This is a genomic window from Umezawaea tangerina, assembly GCF_003002815.1.
GTDB classification, from domain to species: Bacteria; Actinomycetota; Actinomycetes; order Mycobacteriales; family Pseudonocardiaceae; genus Umezawaea; species Umezawaea tangerina.
Genome location: NZ_PVTF01000015.1, coordinates 235,829 through 255,120 on the forward strand (window position 1 = coordinate 235,829; position 19,292 = coordinate 255,120).

At 71.8% G+C, this 19,292-nt stretch carries 18 protein-coding genes; 13 read left to right on the forward strand and 5 right to left on the reverse strand.

Annotation, left to right across the window (positions count from 1 at the left end; translation table 11 throughout):
* Positions 1–73 precede the first annotated feature (73 nt).
* The 5 genes from CLV43_RS39435 to CLV43_RS39455 all read left to right on the forward strand — a co-directional run bounded on the left by CLV43_RS39435 (position 74) and on the right by CLV43_RS39455 (position 4,147).
* A complete protein-coding gene (locus CLV43_RS39435) occupies positions 74–1,300 on the forward strand; it encodes a cytochrome P450 (protein ID WP_106194445.1) in 1,227 nt (408 codons plus the stop codon).
* A complete protein-coding gene (locus CLV43_RS39440) occupies positions 1,297–1,533 on the forward strand; it encodes a ferredoxin (protein ID WP_245887316.1) in 237 nt (78 codons plus the stop codon). Before CLV43_RS39435 ends, CLV43_RS39440 begins: the two co-directional genes overlap by 4 nt.
* A 31-nt stretch (positions 1,534–1,564) precedes the next feature.
* A complete protein-coding gene (locus CLV43_RS39445; protein ID WP_106194448.1) occupies positions 1,565–2,752 on the forward strand; it encodes a cytochrome P450 in 1,188 nt (395 codons plus the stop codon).
* A 75-nt stretch (positions 2,753–2,827) separates the two neighbouring features.
* Positions 2,828–3,712, forward strand: coding sequence for a TIGR03620 family F420-dependent LLM class oxidoreductase (locus CLV43_RS39450; RefSeq protein ID WP_106194451.1), 885 nt, complete (start codon positions 2,828–2,830; stop codon positions 3,710–3,712).
* Between the two features lie 18 nt (positions 3,713–3,730).
* Entirely contained in the window at positions 3,731–4,147 is a 417-nt protein-coding gene (locus CLV43_RS39455) for a nuclear transport factor 2 family protein (RefSeq protein ID WP_106194453.1), read from the forward strand.
* A gap of 158 nt (positions 4,148–4,305) precedes the next feature.
* Here CLV43_RS39455 and CLV43_RS39460 read toward each other — a convergent pair whose 3' ends face one another.
* From CLV43_RS39460 to CLV43_RS39470, 3 genes are all read right to left on the reverse strand, one after another.
* Positions 4,306–5,751, reverse strand: a complete 1,446-nt coding sequence (locus CLV43_RS39460) for an FAD-dependent monooxygenase (RefSeq protein WP_106194456.1) — start codon at positions 5,749–5,751, stop codon at positions 4,306–4,308.
* Between the two features lie 135 nt (positions 5,752–5,886).
* Positions 5,887–7,320, reverse strand: coding sequence for an MFS transporter (locus CLV43_RS39465; protein WP_106194460.1), 1,434 nt, complete (start codon positions 7,318–7,320; stop codon positions 5,887–5,889).
* Positions 7,321–7,448: 128 nt separating this feature from the next.
* A complete protein-coding gene (locus tag CLV43_RS39470) occupies positions 7,449–8,927 on the reverse strand; it encodes an FAD-dependent monooxygenase (RefSeq protein WP_245887318.1) in 1,479 nt (492 codons plus the stop codon).
* 141 nt (positions 8,928–9,068) lie between these two features.
* Between CLV43_RS39470 and CLV43_RS50240 the strand changes: the two genes are divergently transcribed.
* Entirely contained in the window at positions 9,069–9,662 is a 594-nt protein-coding gene (locus CLV43_RS50240; RefSeq protein ID WP_106194466.1) for a TetR/AcrR family transcriptional regulator, read from the forward strand.
* Positions 9,663–10,082: 420 nt separating this feature from the next.
* On the opposite strand, the gene CLV43_RS39480 is transcribed toward CLV43_RS50240, so the two are convergent.
* Positions 10,083–12,806: an AAA family ATPase gene (locus tag CLV43_RS39480; RefSeq protein WP_106194469.1), complete on the reverse strand. Its 2,724-nt coding sequence runs from the start codon at positions 12,804–12,806 to the stop codon at positions 10,083–10,085.
* 650 nt (positions 12,807–13,456) lie between these two features.
* Here CLV43_RS39480 and CLV43_RS39485 point away from each other — a divergent pair.
* Together CLV43_RS39485 and CLV43_RS50245 are read left to right on the forward strand one after the other, a co-directional pair.
* Positions 13,457–14,179 carry an AfsR/SARP family transcriptional regulator gene (locus CLV43_RS39485; RefSeq protein WP_245887320.1) on the forward strand — a complete coding sequence of 241 codons (723 nt, stop codon included), beginning with the start codon at positions 13,457–13,459 and terminating at the stop codon, positions 14,177–14,179.
* Between the two features lie 112 nt (positions 14,180–14,291).
* Positions 14,292–14,426, forward strand: coding sequence for a hypothetical protein (locus tag CLV43_RS50245; protein WP_281262199.1), 135 nt, complete (start codon positions 14,292–14,294; stop codon positions 14,424–14,426).
* Between the two features lie 79 nt (positions 14,427–14,505).
* Here the strand turns inward: CLV43_RS50245 and CLV43_RS39490 are convergent, their stop codons facing one another.
* The gene (locus CLV43_RS39490; RefSeq protein ID WP_106194474.1) at positions 14,506–14,913 is read right to left on the reverse strand and encodes a RidA family protein; all 408 of its coding nucleotides are present in this window, start codon (positions 14,911–14,913) and stop codon (positions 14,506–14,508) included.
* Between the two features lie 81 nt (positions 14,914–14,994).
* On the opposite strand from CLV43_RS39490, the gene CLV43_RS39495 reads away from it, so the two are divergent.
* From CLV43_RS39495 to CLV43_RS39515, 5 genes are all read left to right on the forward strand, one after another.
* Positions 14,995–15,624 carry a TetR/AcrR family transcriptional regulator gene (locus CLV43_RS39495; RefSeq protein ID WP_106194476.1) on the forward strand — a complete coding sequence of 210 codons (630 nt, stop codon included), beginning with the start codon at positions 14,995–14,997 and terminating at the stop codon, positions 15,622–15,624.
* Between the two features lie 161 nt (positions 15,625–15,785).
* Positions 15,786–16,436: an ABC transporter permease gene (locus CLV43_RS39500; RefSeq protein WP_106194479.1), complete on the forward strand. Its 651-nt coding sequence runs from the start codon at positions 15,786–15,788 to the stop codon at positions 16,434–16,436.
* Positions 16,426–17,529 (forward strand): ABC transporter ATP-binding protein, encoded by a 1,104-nt coding sequence (locus CLV43_RS39505; protein ID WP_106194482.1) that lies wholly within the window; start codon positions 16,426–16,428, stop codon positions 17,527–17,529. Before CLV43_RS39500 ends, CLV43_RS39505 begins: the two co-directional genes overlap by 11 nt.
* Positions 17,526–18,284, forward strand: coding sequence for an ABC transporter permease (locus CLV43_RS39510; protein ID WP_106194485.1), 759 nt, complete (start codon positions 17,526–17,528; stop codon positions 18,282–18,284). Before CLV43_RS39505 ends, CLV43_RS39510 begins: the two co-directional genes overlap by 4 nt.
* On the forward strand, positions 18,281–19,261 hold the full coding sequence (locus CLV43_RS39515) for a glycine betaine ABC transporter substrate-binding protein (RefSeq protein WP_106194488.1): 981 nt from the start codon (positions 18,281–18,283) through the stop codon (positions 19,259–19,261). Before CLV43_RS39510 ends, CLV43_RS39515 begins: the two co-directional genes overlap by 4 nt.
* The last annotated feature ends 31 nt before the right edge of the window (positions 19,262–19,292 follow it).

Below are 19,292 nucleotides of genomic sequence, written 5' to 3' on the forward strand. Positions count from 1 at the left end.
CCGCCCACGATGTGACCGACATCCGCCCTGCGGACGCGCCACGCGCCCTCGGCGAACGACGAAGGAGCCAGAGATGGCCGAGCACGGCACGTTCGAACCCCCAGACACCGTCGAGGAGCTGGCCTCCCGCTGGAGCGTCTACCAGCCGTGGTTGCAGCACGACCCCGTGACGCCGTGGAACCGGATGCGCGACGCGTCGCCGCCGATCGTGCGGTCCGACGAGCTGGGCGGCTACTGGATCCTCACCCGCTACGAGGACATCGAGTGGGCCGCGAAGAACCCCGACGTGTTCTCCAGCGCGCAGATCGGCATCCCGCACCGGGACATCTTCGAGACCAAGCAGATCCCGATCCAGCTCGACGGCGACGAGCACCGGATGTGGCGCCAGACGCTCTCGGTGCTGTTCAACCCGGCCGTGGTCAACCACTTCGACCCGCTGATCCGGCAGGCGACCTCCGAGGCGATCGACAAGGTCGTCGAGAAGGGGCGCTGCGAGTTCATCGAGGAGATCGCGGTCACGCTGCCCGCCGAGACGTTCCTGATCACCTTCGGGATCGGGCGGGAGTACCTGCAGCCGCTGCTGGACCACAAGACGTGGCTGCGCAAGGAGGGCATCCCCAACGCGCGCACCGACGCCGACATCCACGCGGCCAACAAACCGCTCTGGAACTTCTTCCGCGACGCGGTCGACCGGCGCGAGGCCGAGGGGACCGAGGGCAGGCTGGACGTGTTCAGCAGGCTGCTCACCACGAAGTTCGACGACCGGCCGCTGACCAGGGACGAGATGGTCAACGCCGCGTTCGTGTCGATGCTCGCCGCGCTCGACACCACCACCGCCGCGCTCGGCCTGGCGTTCCTGCACCTCGCCGAGCACCCCGAGGTGCAGCGGCGGGTGGTGGCCTCGCCGGACAACGTGCCCGCGATCGTGGAGGAGCTGATCCGCCACGAGCCGGTGTCCTCGACGGGTCGGGTCGTGACCCGCGACGTCGAGCGGCACGGCGTGACGATGCGCGCGGGCGACCGCGTGCTGCTGTCGTGGGGCATGTCCGGGCGCGACCCCGACGTGTTCGACCGGCCCGACGAGGTCGACTTCGACCGCGGCTCGACCCGCCACCTCGGTTTCGGCATCGGCCCGCACCGCTGCCTCGGCATGCACGTCGCGCGCAAGGTCATGCGGACCGCCATCGAGGAGTGGCACGCGCGCGTCCCCGGCTACCGGCTCGTCGAGGGCAGCACGCCGGTGCACCACTACTCCCCCGCCCGCGGCATCGCCTCACTGGAACTGGAGTGGGAATCATGACCACCCGACCGGACACCGACACCCTGCGGATCAAGGTCGACGGGGGCGTGTGCATGGGCCACGCCATGTGCAACGCCCTCGCGCCCGAGGTGTACGAGGTCGACGACGCCGGGTTCAACCGGATGGGCGAGTTCGAGCTCGACCCGGCCGGGCGCGGCGCCGCCGAACGGGGCGCCTCCGCGTGCCCGGAGCGCGCGATCTCCTTCCCCCGCAGCGGTCCCACCGCGGGCTGACCACACCGCACCCACCAGGACGGCCTCTCCCATGACCGACGACCGATTCCCGTTCCCCGACGGCCCGCTGTCGACCCAGCCGCCCGAGTACGCCCGCCGCCGCGAGACGTGCCCGATGTCCGACGTGACCACGCCGACCGGCGACCCGGCCGTCCTGGTGCTGAAGTACCACGACGTCGAGGCGGTCATGCGGGACCGGAGGTTCAGCCGCGACCTGTCCGCACCGGGCACACCGCGGCTGTTCCCGAGCAACCTGCTGTCCGACGACCCCGACTTCCTGATGAACATGCACGGCGAGGACCACCGGCGGCTGCGCCGGATCGTCGCGTCGGCGTTCACCCCGCGCCGCGCCGAGCAGTGGCGGCCCGAGGTCAGGCGGATCGCCGACGACCTGCTCGACCGCGTCGAGGCCGAGGGTCCGCCCGCGGACCTGATGGCCGCGCTGTCCTACCAGCTGCCGGTGCGGGTGATCTGCCGCCAGCTGGGCGTGCCGGACGAGGAGGGCGACAAGTTCCAGGGCTGGGTGGCCGCGTTCCTGTCGGTGTCCGGCATGTCGATGGCCGAGCGCGAGGTGGCGGCGGGCGAGTTCACCGGCTACGTCGAGGAGCTGGTCCGCAGGCACCGGACGGCCCCCGGTGACGACCTGGTGGACCAGATCGTCAACGCCCGCGACGAGGAGGACCGGCTCACCGAGGCCGAGCTCGTCTCGTTGGTGCGCGGCCTGATCGTCGGCGGCAACGAGACGGTGGCGAACTCGCTGAGCCGGTGCGTGCTGACGCTGCTGAGCCACCGAGGGCTGTGGGACGACCTGGTGCGCGACCGCTCGGACCTGCCCGCCGCGGTCGAGGAGCTGCTGCGGGTCAACCCTCCCGGCCGGATCGGGCTGCTGCGGGTGGCCACCGAGGACGTCGAGCTGCCGTCCGGGACGGTCAGGGCGGGCCAGGCGGTCATCTCGCCGCTGATCGCCGCGGGCCACGACCCCGAGGTGTTCCCCGAGCCCGACCGGATCGTGCTCGGCCGGGAGCCGCAGACGCTCCAGTTCGGCGCGGGGCCCCACTTCTGCCTCGGGGTGCACTTGGCGCGGGTGGAGCTGCAGGAGGCGCTCAGCGCGCTGATGGACCGGTTCCCCGGTCTGGAGCTGACCGCGCCGCCCGAGGACCTGCCGTGGAACCGCGGCGGCTACGGCATCACGCTGAGCAGCCTCCCGGTCCGCTGGTGATCCACTCTTGCTAAACCGGAGATAGTCTCCGTATAGTTCGTGGGGTCGCACCCAGCACACCGGAGGAACCCGCGGATGAACGGCGAACGGCTCGACCTCGGCCGAGTCGGGGTGTGGACCAACCACCTCGACACCTTCCCGATCGCCGTCGCCCTGCAGGCCGCCGTCGAACTGGAGGACCTCGGCTGCCCCGCTCTGTGGCTGACCGAGACCACCGGCCGGGAAGCGCTCACCCAGGCCTCGATCGTGCTCGGCGCCACCCGGCGGATGACGGTCGCGACCGGTGTCGCGACCATCTACGGCCGCGACCCGGTCACCATGGCCCAGGCGCAGCGCACGCTCGCCGAGGCCCACCCCGGCCGGTTCCTGCTCGGCCTCGGCGTGAGCCACCCGTGGTTCGTCGAAGAGGTGCGCGGACAGGTGTTCGGCAAGCGCGTCCCGTCCATGCGGTCCTACCTGGACCGCATGGACACCGCGTCGTTCGGGCCGCCCGACGGCGGCAAGGAGGCGCCCAGGGTGATCGGCGCGGTCGGGCCCAGGATGCTCGCCCTCGCGGCCGAGCGGACCGACGGCGCGTTCCCCTTCTGCGTCCCGGTCGAGCACACCCGCCGCACCAGGGAGCTGATGGGACCGGACGCGTTCCTGGCCGTGGAGCAGGCCGTCGTGCTGACGTCCGACCGCGAACGGGCCCGTGCGCTCGCCCGGTCCTACATCGCCGCCAGCCTCCCCAACCGCGGACCTGTCCTGGCCGACCTCGGTTACCGGCTCGAGCTCGACGGCCCCGCGGGCGACCGCCTGGTGGAGGCGCTGGTGGTGTGGGGTGGGCTCGCCGAGATCGAGGCGCGCGCGCAGGAGCACCTGGCCGCGGGCGCCGACCACGTCTGCCTGTACGTGATCGGAGCGCCGTCGGACCGACCGCCGCTGCCCGAGTGGCGCGCGCTCGCCCCCTTGTTCGGCTGACCCGAAAGGCATCACCCCGTGACCGTCGAGGACAACAAGCGGATCGTGCTGGACCTGCTGGCCAACTGGCTGGACCCCGAGCACTTCGCCGCGGTGGCGCACGACGACCTGGTGTTCGTCGTCGAGGCGGACCCGCGGCACACGCCGTTCGCGGGCGCCAAGACCAAGGAGCACATGGTCGAGACGCGCAGGCGGGCGGCGGGCAGGTTCCCCGAGGGCGTCGCGATGACCGTGCTGGGCCTGGTCGCCGAGGGCGACCAGGTCGCGGTGCGGGTGCTCGCGGAGGCCAAGGTCGCCGAGGGCGAGTACCGCAACCGCGCGCACTTCGCGTTCGAGCTGCGCGACGGCCTGATCACGAAGGTCCACGAGTACACCGACACCGCCTACCTCGCGGCCGAGCTCGCCGCCACGACCAGGCACATCTCGTCCCGCTGACCCGCTGTCCACCCCTCCGGTCGCCGTACCCCAGGCGGCGACCACGGAACGCGGCCGCCGGCCCGCTCGGGACCCGAGCGGCCGCGTTCCCCTTGTCCGGTACCGAGCCCACGACGAAGGGCCGCCTCCTCGGAGGCGGCCCTTCGTCGTGGTCGGGGTCAGCCGACGGGGTCGCCGAACCACGTCAGCAGCGCCCAGCGCAGCCCGTCGAGATCCTCACCGCCCGCGTCGGCGAACGCGACGTGCCCGTCGGGCCGCACGAGGACGACCGCCGCGCCGATCCCGGCCGCCTCCTCGTCGCGCACGACGCCGACGCGGTCCTTCCACGCCGCCGCCGTGTCGGCGACCGCGGCGCCCGGCGTGTTGTCGACCAGCGCGGCCCGACCCTCGGTCAGCACCCGCACGACCGGCGGCAGGTTCGGGATCCGCTCGCCGAGCAGCGGGTGCGCCTGCTCGCCGGGGTGCGGCAGGTCGTAGCGGGTCAGCGTCGCCGCCTGGAGCACGTGCCGGTTGGCCTCCGGCAGCTCCAGGATCTCGCCGAACAGCAGGCGCAGCGGTTCGACGCGGTCGAGCGGGTGCATCAGCGCGAGCTGGGCCAGCGCGTGCGCGCGGACGCGTTCGCCCACCGCGCGGCGTTCGATCTCGTAGCTGTCGAGCAGTCCCGGCGCAGCGCGGCCCTGCACCTCCGCGGCGAGCTTCCAGCCCAGGTTCAGCGCGTCCTGGAGGCCGGTGTTGAGGCCCTGGGTGCCCGAGATGAACAGCACGTGCGCCGCGTCGCCCGCGAGCAGCACCCGCCCCGAGCGGTACCGGTCGGCGACCGCGGTCGGGTGGCCGAAGCGGGACAGCCAGCGCACCTCGCGCAGGGTCGGCCGCTTGCCGGTCAACCGCTCGATGCTGTCGCGCAGCTCGTCCGCGGTGACCGGCTCGTCGGCGGCGGGCCCCTTGGCGCCGAACTCGATGGTCATCAGCCGCAGGGTGCCCGGCTGGAGCGGCAGGGCACCGAAGATCCCTTGTGGACGGAGGCCCGCGTCGAACGTCTCGTGGTCGTCGTCGGCGATCACGACGTCGCCGAGCAGCCCCGAGTACCCGCTGCCGTCGTCCGGCAGCGCGATCCCGGCCAACGAGCGCACCCGGCTGTCCGGACCGTCCGCGCCGACCAGGTAGGAGCCGCGCAGCGCGTACTCCGCCCCGTCCGCCGCCACGGTCACCGACACGCCGTCGGCGTCCTGCTCGAGGCCGACCAGCTCGTGGCCGCGGCGCAGGTCCACGCCGAGCTCCGCCGCGCGGTCGCGCAGCACCCGCAGCAGCTTCCACTGCGGCATGGCGAACGTCCAGTCCTGCTCGCCGACGTCGGCGAGGTCGAGCCAGAAGAACGAGAACGGCGTGCGGGGCCAGGGGAAGATGCCCTGCGCGCGCACCCGTTCGGCCAGTCCCCTGGTCTCCAGTGCCTCCAACGTCCGGCCGTGCACGGCCATGCCCTGCGAGTGCTCCGGGTCCTCGGTCGTGCGTTCCAGCACGACCACGCCCACGCCCGCGAGCCTCAGCTCGCAGGCCAGTAGCAGCCCGGTGGGCCCACCGCCCGCGACGACGACTGGATCGCTCATCGGTTCCAACTCCTGCCTGATCGACTCTTCCTTGCGGCACAAGGCTTCTGACGGTGGGTTCGGCCGAGTCGCCGCATGGCGTGGCGGTCCGCCCGGCCACCGCCGGACGGACCGCCACGATCACCTGGTCCCCGCCTACGCGGCGGCGGGCTTCTTCGTCCGGATGACGAAGAGCGCGATGAGCAGCGCGAGGCCGCTGAAGATCGCGCTGACCTGGAGCGCGCGGGACACGCCCTCGGTGAACGTCTCGTGGTCGGACGGGTCCCCGCTGAACGCGGAGTTGAACACGGTCACCAGGATCGCCAGGCCGAGCGACGCGCCGACCTGCTGCATGGCCTGGAGCAGACCGGACGCCGCGCCCGCGTTCTTGGGCTCGACGCCCGCGAGGATGGTCATGTTGAGCGGCATGAAGGACAGGCCGACACCGGCGCCGAACAGGATCGTCGGGCCGAGGATCGAGACCAGGTAGCCGCTCGTCGGGGTGATCAGCGACATCCACGCGATCGCGGCGGTGACCAGCACCATGCCGGTGATCATCACGGGTCGCGCGCCGAACTTCGGCATCAGCTTCGGCGCCCGCTTGGCGGAGAAGAACAGCACCACCGCGAGCGGGATGAACGCGATGCCCGCCTTGAGGGGGTTGAGGCCCTGGACGTCCTGGAGGTACTGCAGCAGGAAGAAGAACATGCTCGCGGTCGTGGCGGGCAGCAGGAACATGTTCACGTAGGCGGCGGCGCGGTTGCGCACCGAGAACAGCGACAGCGGCATGATCGGCTGGCTGGCCCTGGCCTCGTTGACCAGGAACACCGCCAGCAGGACCACGGCGACCACGAACGACACGATCGTCGTGGTGGCGCCCCAGCCCGCGGTCGCGGCCTTGATGAAGCCGTAGACCAGCGCGACCATGCCGGCCGTCGAGGTCAGCGCGCCCAGCACGTCGAAGCGGCCGGGGTGGCGCGGCGGCTCGGCGACGAACATCGGTGCCAGCACGACGATCGCGATGCCGATCGGCACGTTGATGAACATCACCAGCCGCCACGACCCGGCGGCCGTGAGGACACCGGAGAGGATCAGGCCCGCGGTCATGCCCAGGCCAGCGACCGTGGAGAAGATGCCCAGCGCCTTGTTGCGGTCGTCGCCCTCGGCGAAGTTCGTCGCGATCAGGGCCAGCGTGCTGGGCGCCGCGAACGCCGCGCCGACGCCCTGCAGCGCACGGGCGGCGAGCAGCAGGCCGGGTGTGGTCGCGAAGCCGCCGAGCAGCGACGCAGCGGTGAACACCGCGACCCCGACGACGAACACCCGGCGCCTGCCGAGCACGTCGCCGGTGCGGCCGCCGAGCAGCAGCAGCCCGCCGAACGCGAGGGTGTAGGCGGTGAGCACCCACGACAGGTTGGCGGCGTCGAAGCCCAGGTCGGCCTGGATGTTGGGCAGCGCCACGTTGACGATGGTCGCGTCCAGCACGACCAGCAGTTGGCAGGCGATGATCACGGCGAGGGCGATGCCCGGCCGCTTGCGCGTTTCGGGCGGCGCACCCGCCCCGGTCGAGGTCTGCGAAGCCGGCATCGACATGCCTTCCCACTCCTTGTCCGACGTCCGGGATCACCCCAGGACGAGCGATGGCAAACGGAGACTATCTCCGATTCAGGATGATACGGAGAAAGCCTCCGCTTGACAAGGGAGCCTCCCACCTGCGGATATCAGCTCGGATCGGGTTCGCCGAACCAGGTTTTCAGGGCCAGCTTCAACCCTTCCACGTCCGCGCCCGAGCGGTCGGCGAAGACCACGTGGCCGTCCGGCCGGACGAGCACGGCGACGGCGTCCAGCTCCTCCACCGGGCCGGTCCGCACCACGTCCACCCGCTCGCCCCAGCCCGCCGCGCACTCCGACGGCGCGCCGTCGTCGGTCGCGTCGAACAGCACGGCATGTCCCGACGCCAGGTGCGCCACCCCGGCCGTCCCGTCGGCCGCGGTGAACGCGGGCAGCCGCCGACCCAGCAGCGGGTGGGCGTGCCCGTCGTCGTCGCGACCGGGGTAGGACACCGGGTAGCTGATGCCGATGCCGGTGACCATGTCCGTGACGTACTTGCTGACCGGTGGCAGCCGCAGCAGCTCGGCCACCATGTCGCGCAGCGGCCCCACCCGGTCCAGCGGGTGCATCAGCGCGTCTTGGGCGCGAGTGTTCATGCACACCCGCTCGCCGACCGGTCGGCGTTCGCTCTCGTAGGTGTCCAGCAGCCCTTCGGGCGCCCACCCCCGCAGCTCCGCGGCGAGCTTCCAGCCGAGGTTCACCGCGTCCTGGATGCCCGTGTTGAGGCCCTGCCCGCTCACCGGCAGGTGGACGTGCGCCGAGTCGCCCGCCAGGAGGATCCGCCCCGACCGGTACCGGTCGGCCAGCCTGGTGGCGTTGCCGAAGCGGGACAGCCAGCGCACCTCGGCGTGGTCGAGCAGGTCGAGGTGGGACCCCGACACGCGTTCCACGACCGCCTTGAACTCCTCCAGCGTCGGCTCCACCGCGCGGCTCGTCGGCTCCACGCCGAACTCGATCGCCGTGACCCGGAACAGGCCCGGCCGCAACGGGATCACCGCGTGCATGCCCTCCTGGCGCAGGGTCGGCGGCACCCGCGTCACCACCGACGGGTCGGTGATCACGTCCGCGGTCAGACCGTCCACCGTGGACGCCGTGCCGGGGAACCCGATGCCCGCCAGCTTGCGGACCAGGCTCGCGCCGCCGTCGCAGCCCACGAGGTACTGGCCGCGCACGGTGTACTCGCCTTCCGACGACCTCACCACCACCGTCACGCCGTCCGCGTCCTGCTCCGCCGCCACCACCTCGTGCCCGCGCCGGATGTCCGCGCCCATGCCCGCGGCGCGTTCCTCCAGCAGCCGTTCGACGTGGCGCTGCGGCACCAGGAGCGGGATCAGCGACGGGTCGATCAGGTGCTGCAGCTGCAACAGCCCGAAGTTGTAGGACTGGACCCGCGGGTAGTCCGCGAACCAGTCGAGCCCGCGCTGGCCGAACACCTCGACCGACCGCGCGTGCAACGTCAACGACCTCGAGTACTCGCTGGCTTCCGGCGCCCGTTCCAGGACGATCGACGGCACACCCGCCAGGCTCAGCTCACTGGCCAGCATCAGACCGGTCGGCCCTCCGCCCGCGATGACGACTTTCCGGCTCAAGACGGCCCTCCCGACACGTGCGCGCTAGGTGTGGACCGAATCCTGCGCGGACGCCCCAAAGGACGGCTAAAACCGGAGATGGCTCGGTCTGCGAGGTAGATTCGTCGGCGACGGGCAGGGCACGACAGGAGGCCGCTGGACATGACGACGGGCACCGCCAACGGCGACCCCACCGAACGCCCGCTGCGCGCCGACGCCCGGCGCAACCGCGCCAAGCTGCTCGGCGTCGCCGCCGAGGTCTTCGCCGCCCACGGCACCGACGCCTCGCTCGACGAGATCGCGAAACGCGCCGAAGTCGGCCCCGGCACCCTCTACCGCCACTTCCCCACCCGCCAGGACCTCCTGGTCGCCCTCCTCCGAGACCGCGTCGACGCCCTGGCCACCCGCGCCACCGACCTCCTCGACTCCCCCACCCCCGACACCGCCCTCAGCACCTGGCTGGAAGCGGTCGCCCAACACGCCACCACCTACCGCGGCCTCGCAGGCGTCCTCATGGCAACCGAACACGACTCCCAATCCGACGCCCTGGCCGCCTGCCACCGCGACATGCGCACCGCAGGCGCCGCCCTCGTGGAACGCGCCAAGAAAGCCAACGCCCTACGCCAGGACGTCGCACTCTCCGAAGTCTTCCAACTCGTCAACGCCGTCGCCTGGGCCAGCGAACAAAGCGGCAACACCCCAACCCACAGCAACCGCCTGCTCACCCTCGTCCTAGAAGGCCTACGCCCCCGCTAAACCAACAAGAACCAGCACCCCCACCCCCACCTACAGCGACCACCCACCCCTCCCCGATGGGCGCAGCCCGCCAGCGCGCATCCGGCGCGGAGCGCCTGGGGCCTCGTCGGCGCCAGCCGATGCCTTGTCCGACGCGCAGCGAGGATGCAGTGTCGAGCGCAGCTCGATGCTGGCGAAGCCAGACTTCCCCTCTGCCCCCGATCCACAGCGCCCTCCTGCCCGATCTTGCTTGTCAAGACAGCTTCACCGTCTTGACAAGCAAGATCGGGCATTGAGACAATCGCGCGCCGGGGGCTGGGCTTCGCGCGGTGGGAGGGCCGGAACCGGCTTCACTAGGGGCAGGAGGACAGGGACCGGACCTCACCAGAGGCAAGAGCGCCGGACCCCAACTTCCCCAAAGGCAAACCCACCCCCACCCCCTCAGTTCACCGCCGCCATGAACCGCGCCAACTCCGCCCGAGACCTCAAGTGCAACTTCCGATAGATCTTCGTCAGGTGCACGTCCACCGTCCGCGGACTCAAGCTCAACCTCTTCGCGATCTCCCGCGTAGTAGCCCCCTCCCCCGCGATCCGAGCCACTTCCTGCTCCCGGTTTGTCAACGTCCCCAAAGCCCCACAAGGCGACTCCCGCGGCCGAGGCACCTCCCTCACCCCCTCGTCCTCCTCCCCCCGAGCCACCCCGAACCCCCGAGACACCCCAAGACCCCGAGACACCCCGAACTGCGCCGCCAACGCCCTCCCCCGCCCCACCAACATCCCCGCCAACCGGAACGACCCCGCCTCCACCGCCGCCGTGGCCGCCAGCAGGATCGCCCGCACCTGCGACGGCACCAGCCCCGCGGGTGCGAACGTCTCCGCGGCCTTCAGGTAGCAGGCCACCGCCGCGTGCCCTTCCCCCGATGCCCGCAACAGGTGTCCCCAGGCCAGTTCGCCCGCTCCTCGTTGCACCGGCCCCGGAAACGCCTCGGCCGCCAGGGCGGCCCTTTCCACCCAGGGACGGACGTCCTCGCCGCGGCCGATCGCCACCGTGGCCAACGCCTCGAAGCACGGCGCCCGCAGGAACACCGGCAGCACGGGCAGTTCCGGCCCTCCTCCCGCCTCGACCACCAACCGGCGGAACCTCTCCCCGTCGCCTTCGGCGCCTGCCGCGAACCCCAACGCCACCGACGCCGCCCAGCTCCACCCGTGCCTCGGTGACAGCTCCGCCGCCGCCCGCTCGGCCAGCCACAGCGCGTGCTGGTCGGGCGCCGCGCACAGCGCCTCGGCGGCGAGCGCCAACCCCAGCACCTCACCGGCTTCCATCCGACGCGCGTGGTCGACGGCCTCGGCCGCCAGCACCCGCGCCTCGTCCGTCCGCCCGGTCTGCCGCCGCACCCCGCTCAACCCCACCAGCAACAGCGGGAGCGCGTGCACGCGCCCGGTGCGGCGGGCGAGGGCCATCCCGCGTCTGAGGTGCCGTTCGGCGGGGTGCATCCAGCACAGCAGCGCCTCGGCCCACCCCAGGATCGCCAGGTACTCCGGGTCGCCGTCGAGCGCGTCGTCGGCCAGCCCGTCCACCAGCCGGGCGCAGGCGACCACGGTCTCCGACGCGGCGTCGACCTCACCGCCGTAGATCTGCCCCATCGCCCGCACGGCCAGCGCACCGGCCTCACCGGCGGTGTCGTGCGACCGCCGGGCCGTGTCCAGCGCGAGCGCGACCAGCTCCGGGTTCGGCGCGAGGTTCTCCACCATGGCGGAGAACGCCTGCGCGACCACCAGTCGAACGGGCAGGTCGCCGCCGGACGCGGCGTCGACCGGCTGGCCGAGGAACGCGTCCCGCAGCGCGGCCGCCGCCACCAGCCGCAGCCGCTCCGGACCCGACCTCAGCACGGGGTCCTCGACCAGGGCGTCGAGCACCTCGCGGCTCTGCTGGTGCCTGCCCGCCGCGGCCAGCGCCCGTGCGCGCAGGTCGGTCACCGCGACCAGCTCCGCGGGCTGCCCGCCCGCGGCCACCAGTGCCCGCGCCGCGATGCCGAGCCAGCGCGCCACCGCCGCGGGGTTGGTGCGCACCAACCGCTCCGCGGTCTCGCGCACCGCCTGGACGGTCTCCTCGTCGGGCACGGCCAGCGCGAGCTCGACGTGCCGGTCGACCGCGAGGCCGTCCTCGCCCTGGTCGACGTGGTACTGGAACGCCTTCAGGTGGCCCTTGCGGCGCGCGCACGGCTCGATGCCCTCGTACCGGATGTCGGCGACCACCCGGTGCCGGAACTCGAAGGCGTAGCTGGGCGACCGGGCGACCGTGCGGATCAGGTTGCGCCGGTGCAGGTCGCCGACGGCGTGGCACACGACGTCGGCGGGCAGCCCGGTGGCGTAGGCGATCCCGTTGAGGCCGAAGCGGCCGAACACCGCCCCGACGTCCGCGACGACGGCCTCCGCCGGGCTCAGCAGCGCCATCTCGGCGGTGAGCGTCGCCGACACCTCGTCCGACGGGCCACCGTCGGCCAGCACCCGCAGGTAGAGCGGGTTGCCCTCGGCCTCCTCGGTCAGCCGCGCGACCGCCGGGTCGCCGACGGCCATGCCGAGCAGGCGCGCGGCGTCGACCGGGCCGATCGGGCCGAGGTCGATCCGTTCGACGACGCCGTCCACGCAGCCGTCCGCCAGCGCGGCGGCCAGCTTCGCCGGTGCCTGCCTGCCCCGGTGCGCCAGGACGAGCAGCAGCGGAGCCCGCACGGGCTTGCGGACCAGGAACTCGATCAGCTCGACCGACTCCGGGTCGGCCCAGTGCACGTCGTCGAGCAGCAGCACCAGCCCTTGGGAGGCGCGTTCCTCCAGCAGCGCGCGGACCTGTCTGCCCACAGCGCGGATCCCACCCGCGGCACCCGCCGACGTCCCGTCCCCGGACGTCGCGGTCAGCTGGCCGAGGTCCAGCAGGTCGGCGACGCTGCCGAGGGGAACACCCTGGTCACGTCCGTCGCACCGCCACGACACCACCCCCGCGCCCGACCGCCTCGCCTGCTCCGCGAACCACGACAGGAGCCGGGACTTGCCACTTCCTGGGTCCCCGACGAGGTGGACGACCCGCGGAGCCCCCTTCCCCACCACGTCCAGCACGGAGAGCAGCCTGGCCATTTCGGGTTGCCGTATTGCCACAAATTGTCCGCGCATCAACTTCCCCAGATTATGATGCCGACGTAACCGAGACGTGAATTCATGCGTCAGCGCGCGCGATCGCCACGCCGCGATCGGCGCGGACGAGCACGCCCTATACGCCGGTTTAACCGATAACACCCCAGAAAGCCGACTCTACCGCGACTAATGGGATGCCACCACCACGCGAGGCCCACGGCAGCACGCCCGAAGCGTTGTCCGCGATGCACACGCGCGCGGCGGGCGAGCGGTTGTCGGGAATGCTCGAAAACAGGGTGCGCGGCCGACCGGTCGGTGCTACCGAACCCGACATCCCGGGCTCATCGCCCGGAAAGGGCTGGCAGGGCGGGCTCTCCACGACCCCGGCACCCAGGTCGGACCTGCCGGCCCGCCCCCACCGGCGGAATGCCCGAAGTCTCGTGACATAGATCACAGACAACGCCGGACATGTCCGGTAGATCCGATTTGGTCGCGGAATACGCGGACCGGAGAAGCCTCCGACAACCACCTACGTAGTTTCTCTAATGGCTGCTGATGCGCGGTTCGGTCAGAGTCGGGGTCGTTCCACGCGTCCATGACCCGTGCCACCACAGCCGAACCTTCTGGGGGATCGTTTGCGCTACCGACTTCTAGGACGCATCACGATAGAGGAAAACGACCGGGAAACGGTGATCAGCGCGCCGAAGATCGAGCTGCTCCTGGCCACGCTGCTAATCCGGGCGGGCCACGTGGTCGGCTTCAACCAGCTCATCGCCGAGCTCTGGGGCGAGAACCCGCCGCGTCGCGCCGACGCCGCCCTGCACGTGTACGTCTCGCAGCTGCGGAAGCTGCTGCGCGGCGACCACGACCGCCCGAGCCCGCTGGTCACGCGTGCTCCGGGCTACCTGCTGCACGTCGACGAGGAACGCGACATCACCAGGTTCCAGCGCCGCCTCGCCACCGGCCGAGCCCTGCACCGGCACGGCCGCCACGCCGAGGCCGACGCCGAGCTGACCGCCGCGCTGGACCTCTGGCACGGTCCCGCGCTGGGCGACGTCCAGGGCAACGGTCCCGTCATCCGCGGCTTCGCGGCGTCCGCGGAGGAGGCGCGGCTCGAGTGCCTGGAGCTCCGGATCGACACGAGACTCGCGATGGGCGGGCACCGCATGGTCGTCGGCGACCTGTACGGGCTCATCTCCGAGTACCCGCTGCGCGAGACCTTCTACCGGCAGCTCATGCTCGCCCTCTACCAGACCGACCTCCAGGCGGACGCGCTCCGCGTCTTCCGCACGGCCCGGACCGTGCTGGACGAGGAGCTCGGCGTCTCGCCCTGCCGCAGCCTGCGCGACCTGCACCAGGCGATCCTGCGCGGCGACCGCAACCCACCCGTGCTCACCGCGCGGGCGTCCTGACCACCACCGCCCCCGACCACTGCCGTGCCCGGCACCACGCCCCGACCGCCACCGCCGGGCACGGCAGTACCCGGCCAGGTGTGAACCGGGTGCCACGGGTGTAACCGCACCCATGCCCACCACACCCGCCGAGCCAGAGGGCGAGCCCGACACCACGGGGCCCGCCGCACCCGACCGCGAGCTCTCCACCGACAAGTCCACCGACGAGCCCGCGGTCCTCACCCCGGCCACCGAGGACCCGGAGTAGCGCGACAGGGCCCGGACGCTCTTGGGGCGTCCGGGCCCTGTGCCATGTCCCGCCGCGCGGTCGGAACCCGCGGGCAGGTTCAGTCGAGGACCGCGGTGGCCTCGACCTCGACCATGAGGTCCGGTTCGGCCAGTGCCGCGACGCCGATCCCGGTGAGCGGCGCGGCGGGCGTGACACCCAGCTTCGCCGCGGCGCGGGACACGCCCTCCACGAACAGCGGCATCTTGTCCGGCGTCCAGTCGACGAGGTAGACGGTCAGCTTCGCCACGTCGGCGAAGGTGGCGCCGACCTCGGCCAGCGCGGTGCCGAGGTTGAGGTAGCACTGCTCGACCTGGGCCGCGAAGTCGCCTTCGCCGACCTTGCCGCCGTCGGCGTCGCGGGCGACCTGGCCCGCGATGAACACCAGCCGCGACCCGGTGGCGACCGACACCTGGCGGTAGAGGTCGACCTCGGGCAGTCCCGCGGGGTTCACCAGGGTGATGGTCATGCCGAGCTCCTTCGTGGTCTGGAACCCCGAACCGGGGGGATGTCCAAAACATAGCATTGCAATGCCATGTAGTCTGACCCCATGGCCAGGGCGAAGGATCCGGCGGTCCGCACGTTGCTCGTCGAACGGGCCGCGCACATGCTCCGCACCCGCGAGCCGGTCACCCTGCGCTCACTGGTGGCCGGGACGTCCGTGTCGACGATGGCCGTCTACACCCACTTCGGCGGCATGGACGGCCTGTGGCAGGCCCTGCGCCAGGAGGGCTTTACCCGGCTCGCCGCCGGGTTCGCCGGGGTGACCGCGACCGGGGACCCCGTGCGGGACCTCACCGCGCTGGTCGTCGCCTACCTGGCCAACGCCCTGGACCACCCCGACCTGTACCGGGTCATGTTCGACGCGGACTTCGACCTGGAGGACCTCAAGGCGGCGGACGCGACCCTGGAGCACCTGGTCCAGGCCGCCCTGCGCGGCCGGACCGCGGGCCGCTTCCGCGCCGACGTCGTCCCGCTCGACCTGGCGACGCAGAGCTGGTCCATCGGCCACGGGCTGGCGTCGTTGGTCGCCACCGGACCCCTGCCGCGCCAGGCGCTCGACCACGGCCTCCCCCTGCTCACCGGGCTGTTCGTGGGCGCAGGCGACCAGCCCGCACGGTGCCGAACCTCCGTGGAACAAGGCTGGAAGCTGCCACCGCCGAGGCGGCGCGACCAGTAGGACCACCGAACGCCTGCGCCCCAAGCGCTCCACAGTCGACCCGTCTCCCACGGACGTCCACAATGGACTGTCCACAAGGGATGCTCCATCGCCGTTGACCTTGAGGGATCGGTCGGACCCCACTAGGGTCGGGTGAACCTGTACCGAAGGGGGCACCCACAGTGACCTTCTGGGACTTCGTGGCCGACCGGTGGAATCGGCTGGTGGGTGAAGCGCTCCTGCACGTCAGCGCGGTGGTGCAGTGCACCGTCCTGGCCGCCGCGATCGGCGTCGGCATCGGGATCGCGGTGCACCGCAGCCCGCTGGGCTCGGCCGTCGCCACGGCGCTGACCAGCGCGATCCTCACCATCCCCTCGTTCGCCCTGCTCGGCCTGCTGATCCCGGTCCTCGGCCTCGGCGCCCCGCCGACCGTGGTGGCGCTGGTGCTCTACGGCCTGCTCCCGATCGTGCGCAACACGATCGTCGGGCTCAACGGCGTGGACACCTCGGTGCGCGACGCCGCCCGCGGCATCGGGATGAGCCGCGCGGGCGTGCTGACCAGGGTCGAGCTCCGGCTGGCGTGGCCCGCGATCCTCGCGGGCGTGCGGATCTCCACCCAGATGCTGATGGGGATCGCCGCGATCGCCGCCTACGCCAGGGGACCGGGGCTCGGCGTCGAGATCTTCGCCGGGCTCACCAGGGCGGGCAGTGCCAACGCCACCAACCAGGCCATCGCCGGAACCCTCGGCATCGTCATCCTCGCGCTGCTCCTCGACGGGATCTTCGCGCTGGTCGGCCGCTACACCGTCTCCAGGGGGATCCGTGGCGAGTGAGATCGAACTCATCGACGTGACCAAGCGGTACCCCGGTACCGGGCAGCCCGCGGTGGACTCGGTCAGCATGACCATCCCAGCGGGCGAGATCGTGGTGTTCGTCGGCCCGTCGGGCTGCGGCAAGACCACCACCATGAGGATGATCAACCGGCTGATCGAGCCCACGTCGGGCCGGATCACCATCGACGGCGAGGACACGCTGTCGCTGGACCCGGACCGGTTGCGCCGCGGGATCGGCTACGCGATCCAGCAGGCGGGCCTGTTCCCGCACCTCACCGTCGGGCAGAACGTCGGGATGGTGCCGGGGCTGCTCGGCTGGGACAAGACCAGGTCGTCCGACCGCGTGGACGAGATGCTCGACCTCGTGGGCCTGGACCCCGGCGACTTCCGCGACCGCTACCCGCGCCAGCTCTCCGGCGGTCAGCAGCAGCGCGTCGGCGTGGCCAGGGCGTTGGCGGCCGACCCGCCGGTGCTGCTCATGGACGAGCCGTTCGGCGCGGTCGACCCGATCACCCGCGGCAACCTCCAGGACGAGCTGATGCGGCTGCAGGCCGAGCTGCGCAAGACGATCGTGTTCGTCACGCACGACTTCGGCGAGGCGGTCAAGCTCGGCGACCGGATCGCCGTGCTGGGCCCGCAGTCGCGGATCCTCCAGTACGACACACCGGAGCAGATCCTCGCCAACCCCGCCGACGACACCGTCGCCGGGTTCATCGGGGCAGGCGCGTCGCTCAAGCAGCTGACCCTGCTGCGGGTGCGCGAGGTGGAGCTGAGCAAGGCGGTCACCGCCTCGGTCACCGACGACCCGGCCGACATCCGCGCCAAGCTCACCGAGGCGGGGCGCGGGTTCGCGCTGCTGCTCGACGACCGCGGCAGGCCGGTCAGCTGGGTGCACGCCCGCACGCCCGGCAGGCCGACCCCGGTCGGCGACTCGGTGACGCTGCAGTCGACGTTGCAGGACGCCCTGGAGGCGATCCTCACCGAGGGCGGCGCCGCCGTGGTCACCGGGTCGCGCGGCGAGTACGTCGGCCTGGTCGAGATCGACACCGTGATGAGCACCGTGCGCAGGCTGCGCGAGGAGGCGGGCGCGTGACGGCCGCGGTCGCGCGGCAGCAGCAGCGGTCCGACCGGCTGCGGCTGCTGGTGCAGCCGATCGCCGTGGTGGTGCTGGTCTGCGGTGTGCTGGTGTGGGCGTTCGCCCAGGACCTCGACTCCATCGAGAAGCAGAGCCTCACCGCCTCCTCGCTGCTGTCGGCGACGTGGGACCACCTGGTGATCAGCTTCGTGGTGACCGCGCTCGTGCTCGTCGTGGCGGTCCCCCTCGGGGTGGTGCTGACCCGCCCGTGGGCGCGGCGCGTAGCCCCGGTGTTCCTCGGCATCGCCACGATCGGCCAGGCCTCCCCCGCCATCGGCGTGCTCGTGCTGTTCTTCCTCGCCACCGGCCTGGAAGGACTGTGGGCGGCGGTCCTGCCGATCGCCTTCTACACACTGCTCCCGGTGCTGCGCAACACGATGGTGGGCCTGCAGGGCGTCGACCCGGCGCTGATCGACGCGGGACGCGGCATCGGCATGTCGACCGGGGCGGTGCTGCGCCGGATCGAGCTACCGCTGGCCGTCCCGCTGATCCTGGCCGGGCTGCGCACCGCGCTGGTGCTCGCGGTCGGCGTGGCCACGCTCGCGGTGTTCGTGAACGGCGGCGGCCTCGGCCTGCTGATCGACACCGGCTACAAGCTCGCCCGCTTCCCAGTGCTCATCACCGGTGCCGTGCTGGCCGTCGGCCTCGCGCTGCTGGTGGACTGGCTGGGCGCGGTCGCCGAGACCTACCTGGGACCGAAGGGGCTGCGATGAGCGGGACCGCGCGACGACTGGCCGTGCTGGCCGCCGTGACCGGGCTGCTCGCGTCCGGATGTGGCCTGGAGACCACGTTCGCGCTGCCGTTCGACGTGGCACCGGGCTCGATCACCCCCGAGCCGGAGCTGGACGGCGTCGGCGTCGCGGTGGGGTCCAAGGACTTCACCGAGAACCAGGTGCTCGGCTACATCGCCGAGGTCGCGCTCACCGCGGCCGGTGCGGAGATCCGGGACATGACGAACATCCAGGGCTCCAACAGCTCCCGGCAGGCCCTGCTCACCGGCGACATCGACCTGTCGTGGGACTACACCGGCACGGGCTGGATCAGCTACCTCGGCAACACCGACCCCGTCCCCGACGAGAAGGCCCAGTACGAGGCCGTCCGCGACGCCGACCTGGCCGCGAACAAGCTGCGGTGGCTGGACTACTCGGCCGTGAACAACACCTACGCGTTCGCCGTGACCAAGGAGTTCGCGCAGGCCAACAACCTCAAGACGACCTCGGACATGGCGGCGCTGGTGCGCGACTCCCCCGACAAGGGCGTCTTCTGCCTGGAGACGGAGTTCATCAGCCGCAACGACGGGTTCCCCGGCGTGGCCGCGGCCTACGGGTTCGACGCGAAAGCCGTGCAGGTCAAGACCTTCGGGTCCGGCACGATCTACACGGCGACGTCGACCGGGTCGTGCAACTTCGGCGAGGTGTTCACCACCGACGGGCGGATCCTCGCCCTGGACCTGGTGGTCCTGGAGGACGACAAGAAGTTCTTCCCGCAGTACAACGCCACGATCGTGATGCGGGACGAGTTCGCCGCGGCGCACCCGCGGATCGCGAAGATCATGGCGCCGGTGGTGGCGAAGCTGGACAACGAGACGATCCGGAAGCTGAACGCCGAGGTGGACGTGGACGGGCGGGATCCGGCGGTGGTGGCGCGGGACTGGATGGTGCGGGAGGGGTTCGTGGCGTTGCCGTCTTAGCTCTGCCGCGGTTCCCGGTTCGGTTCCTGGT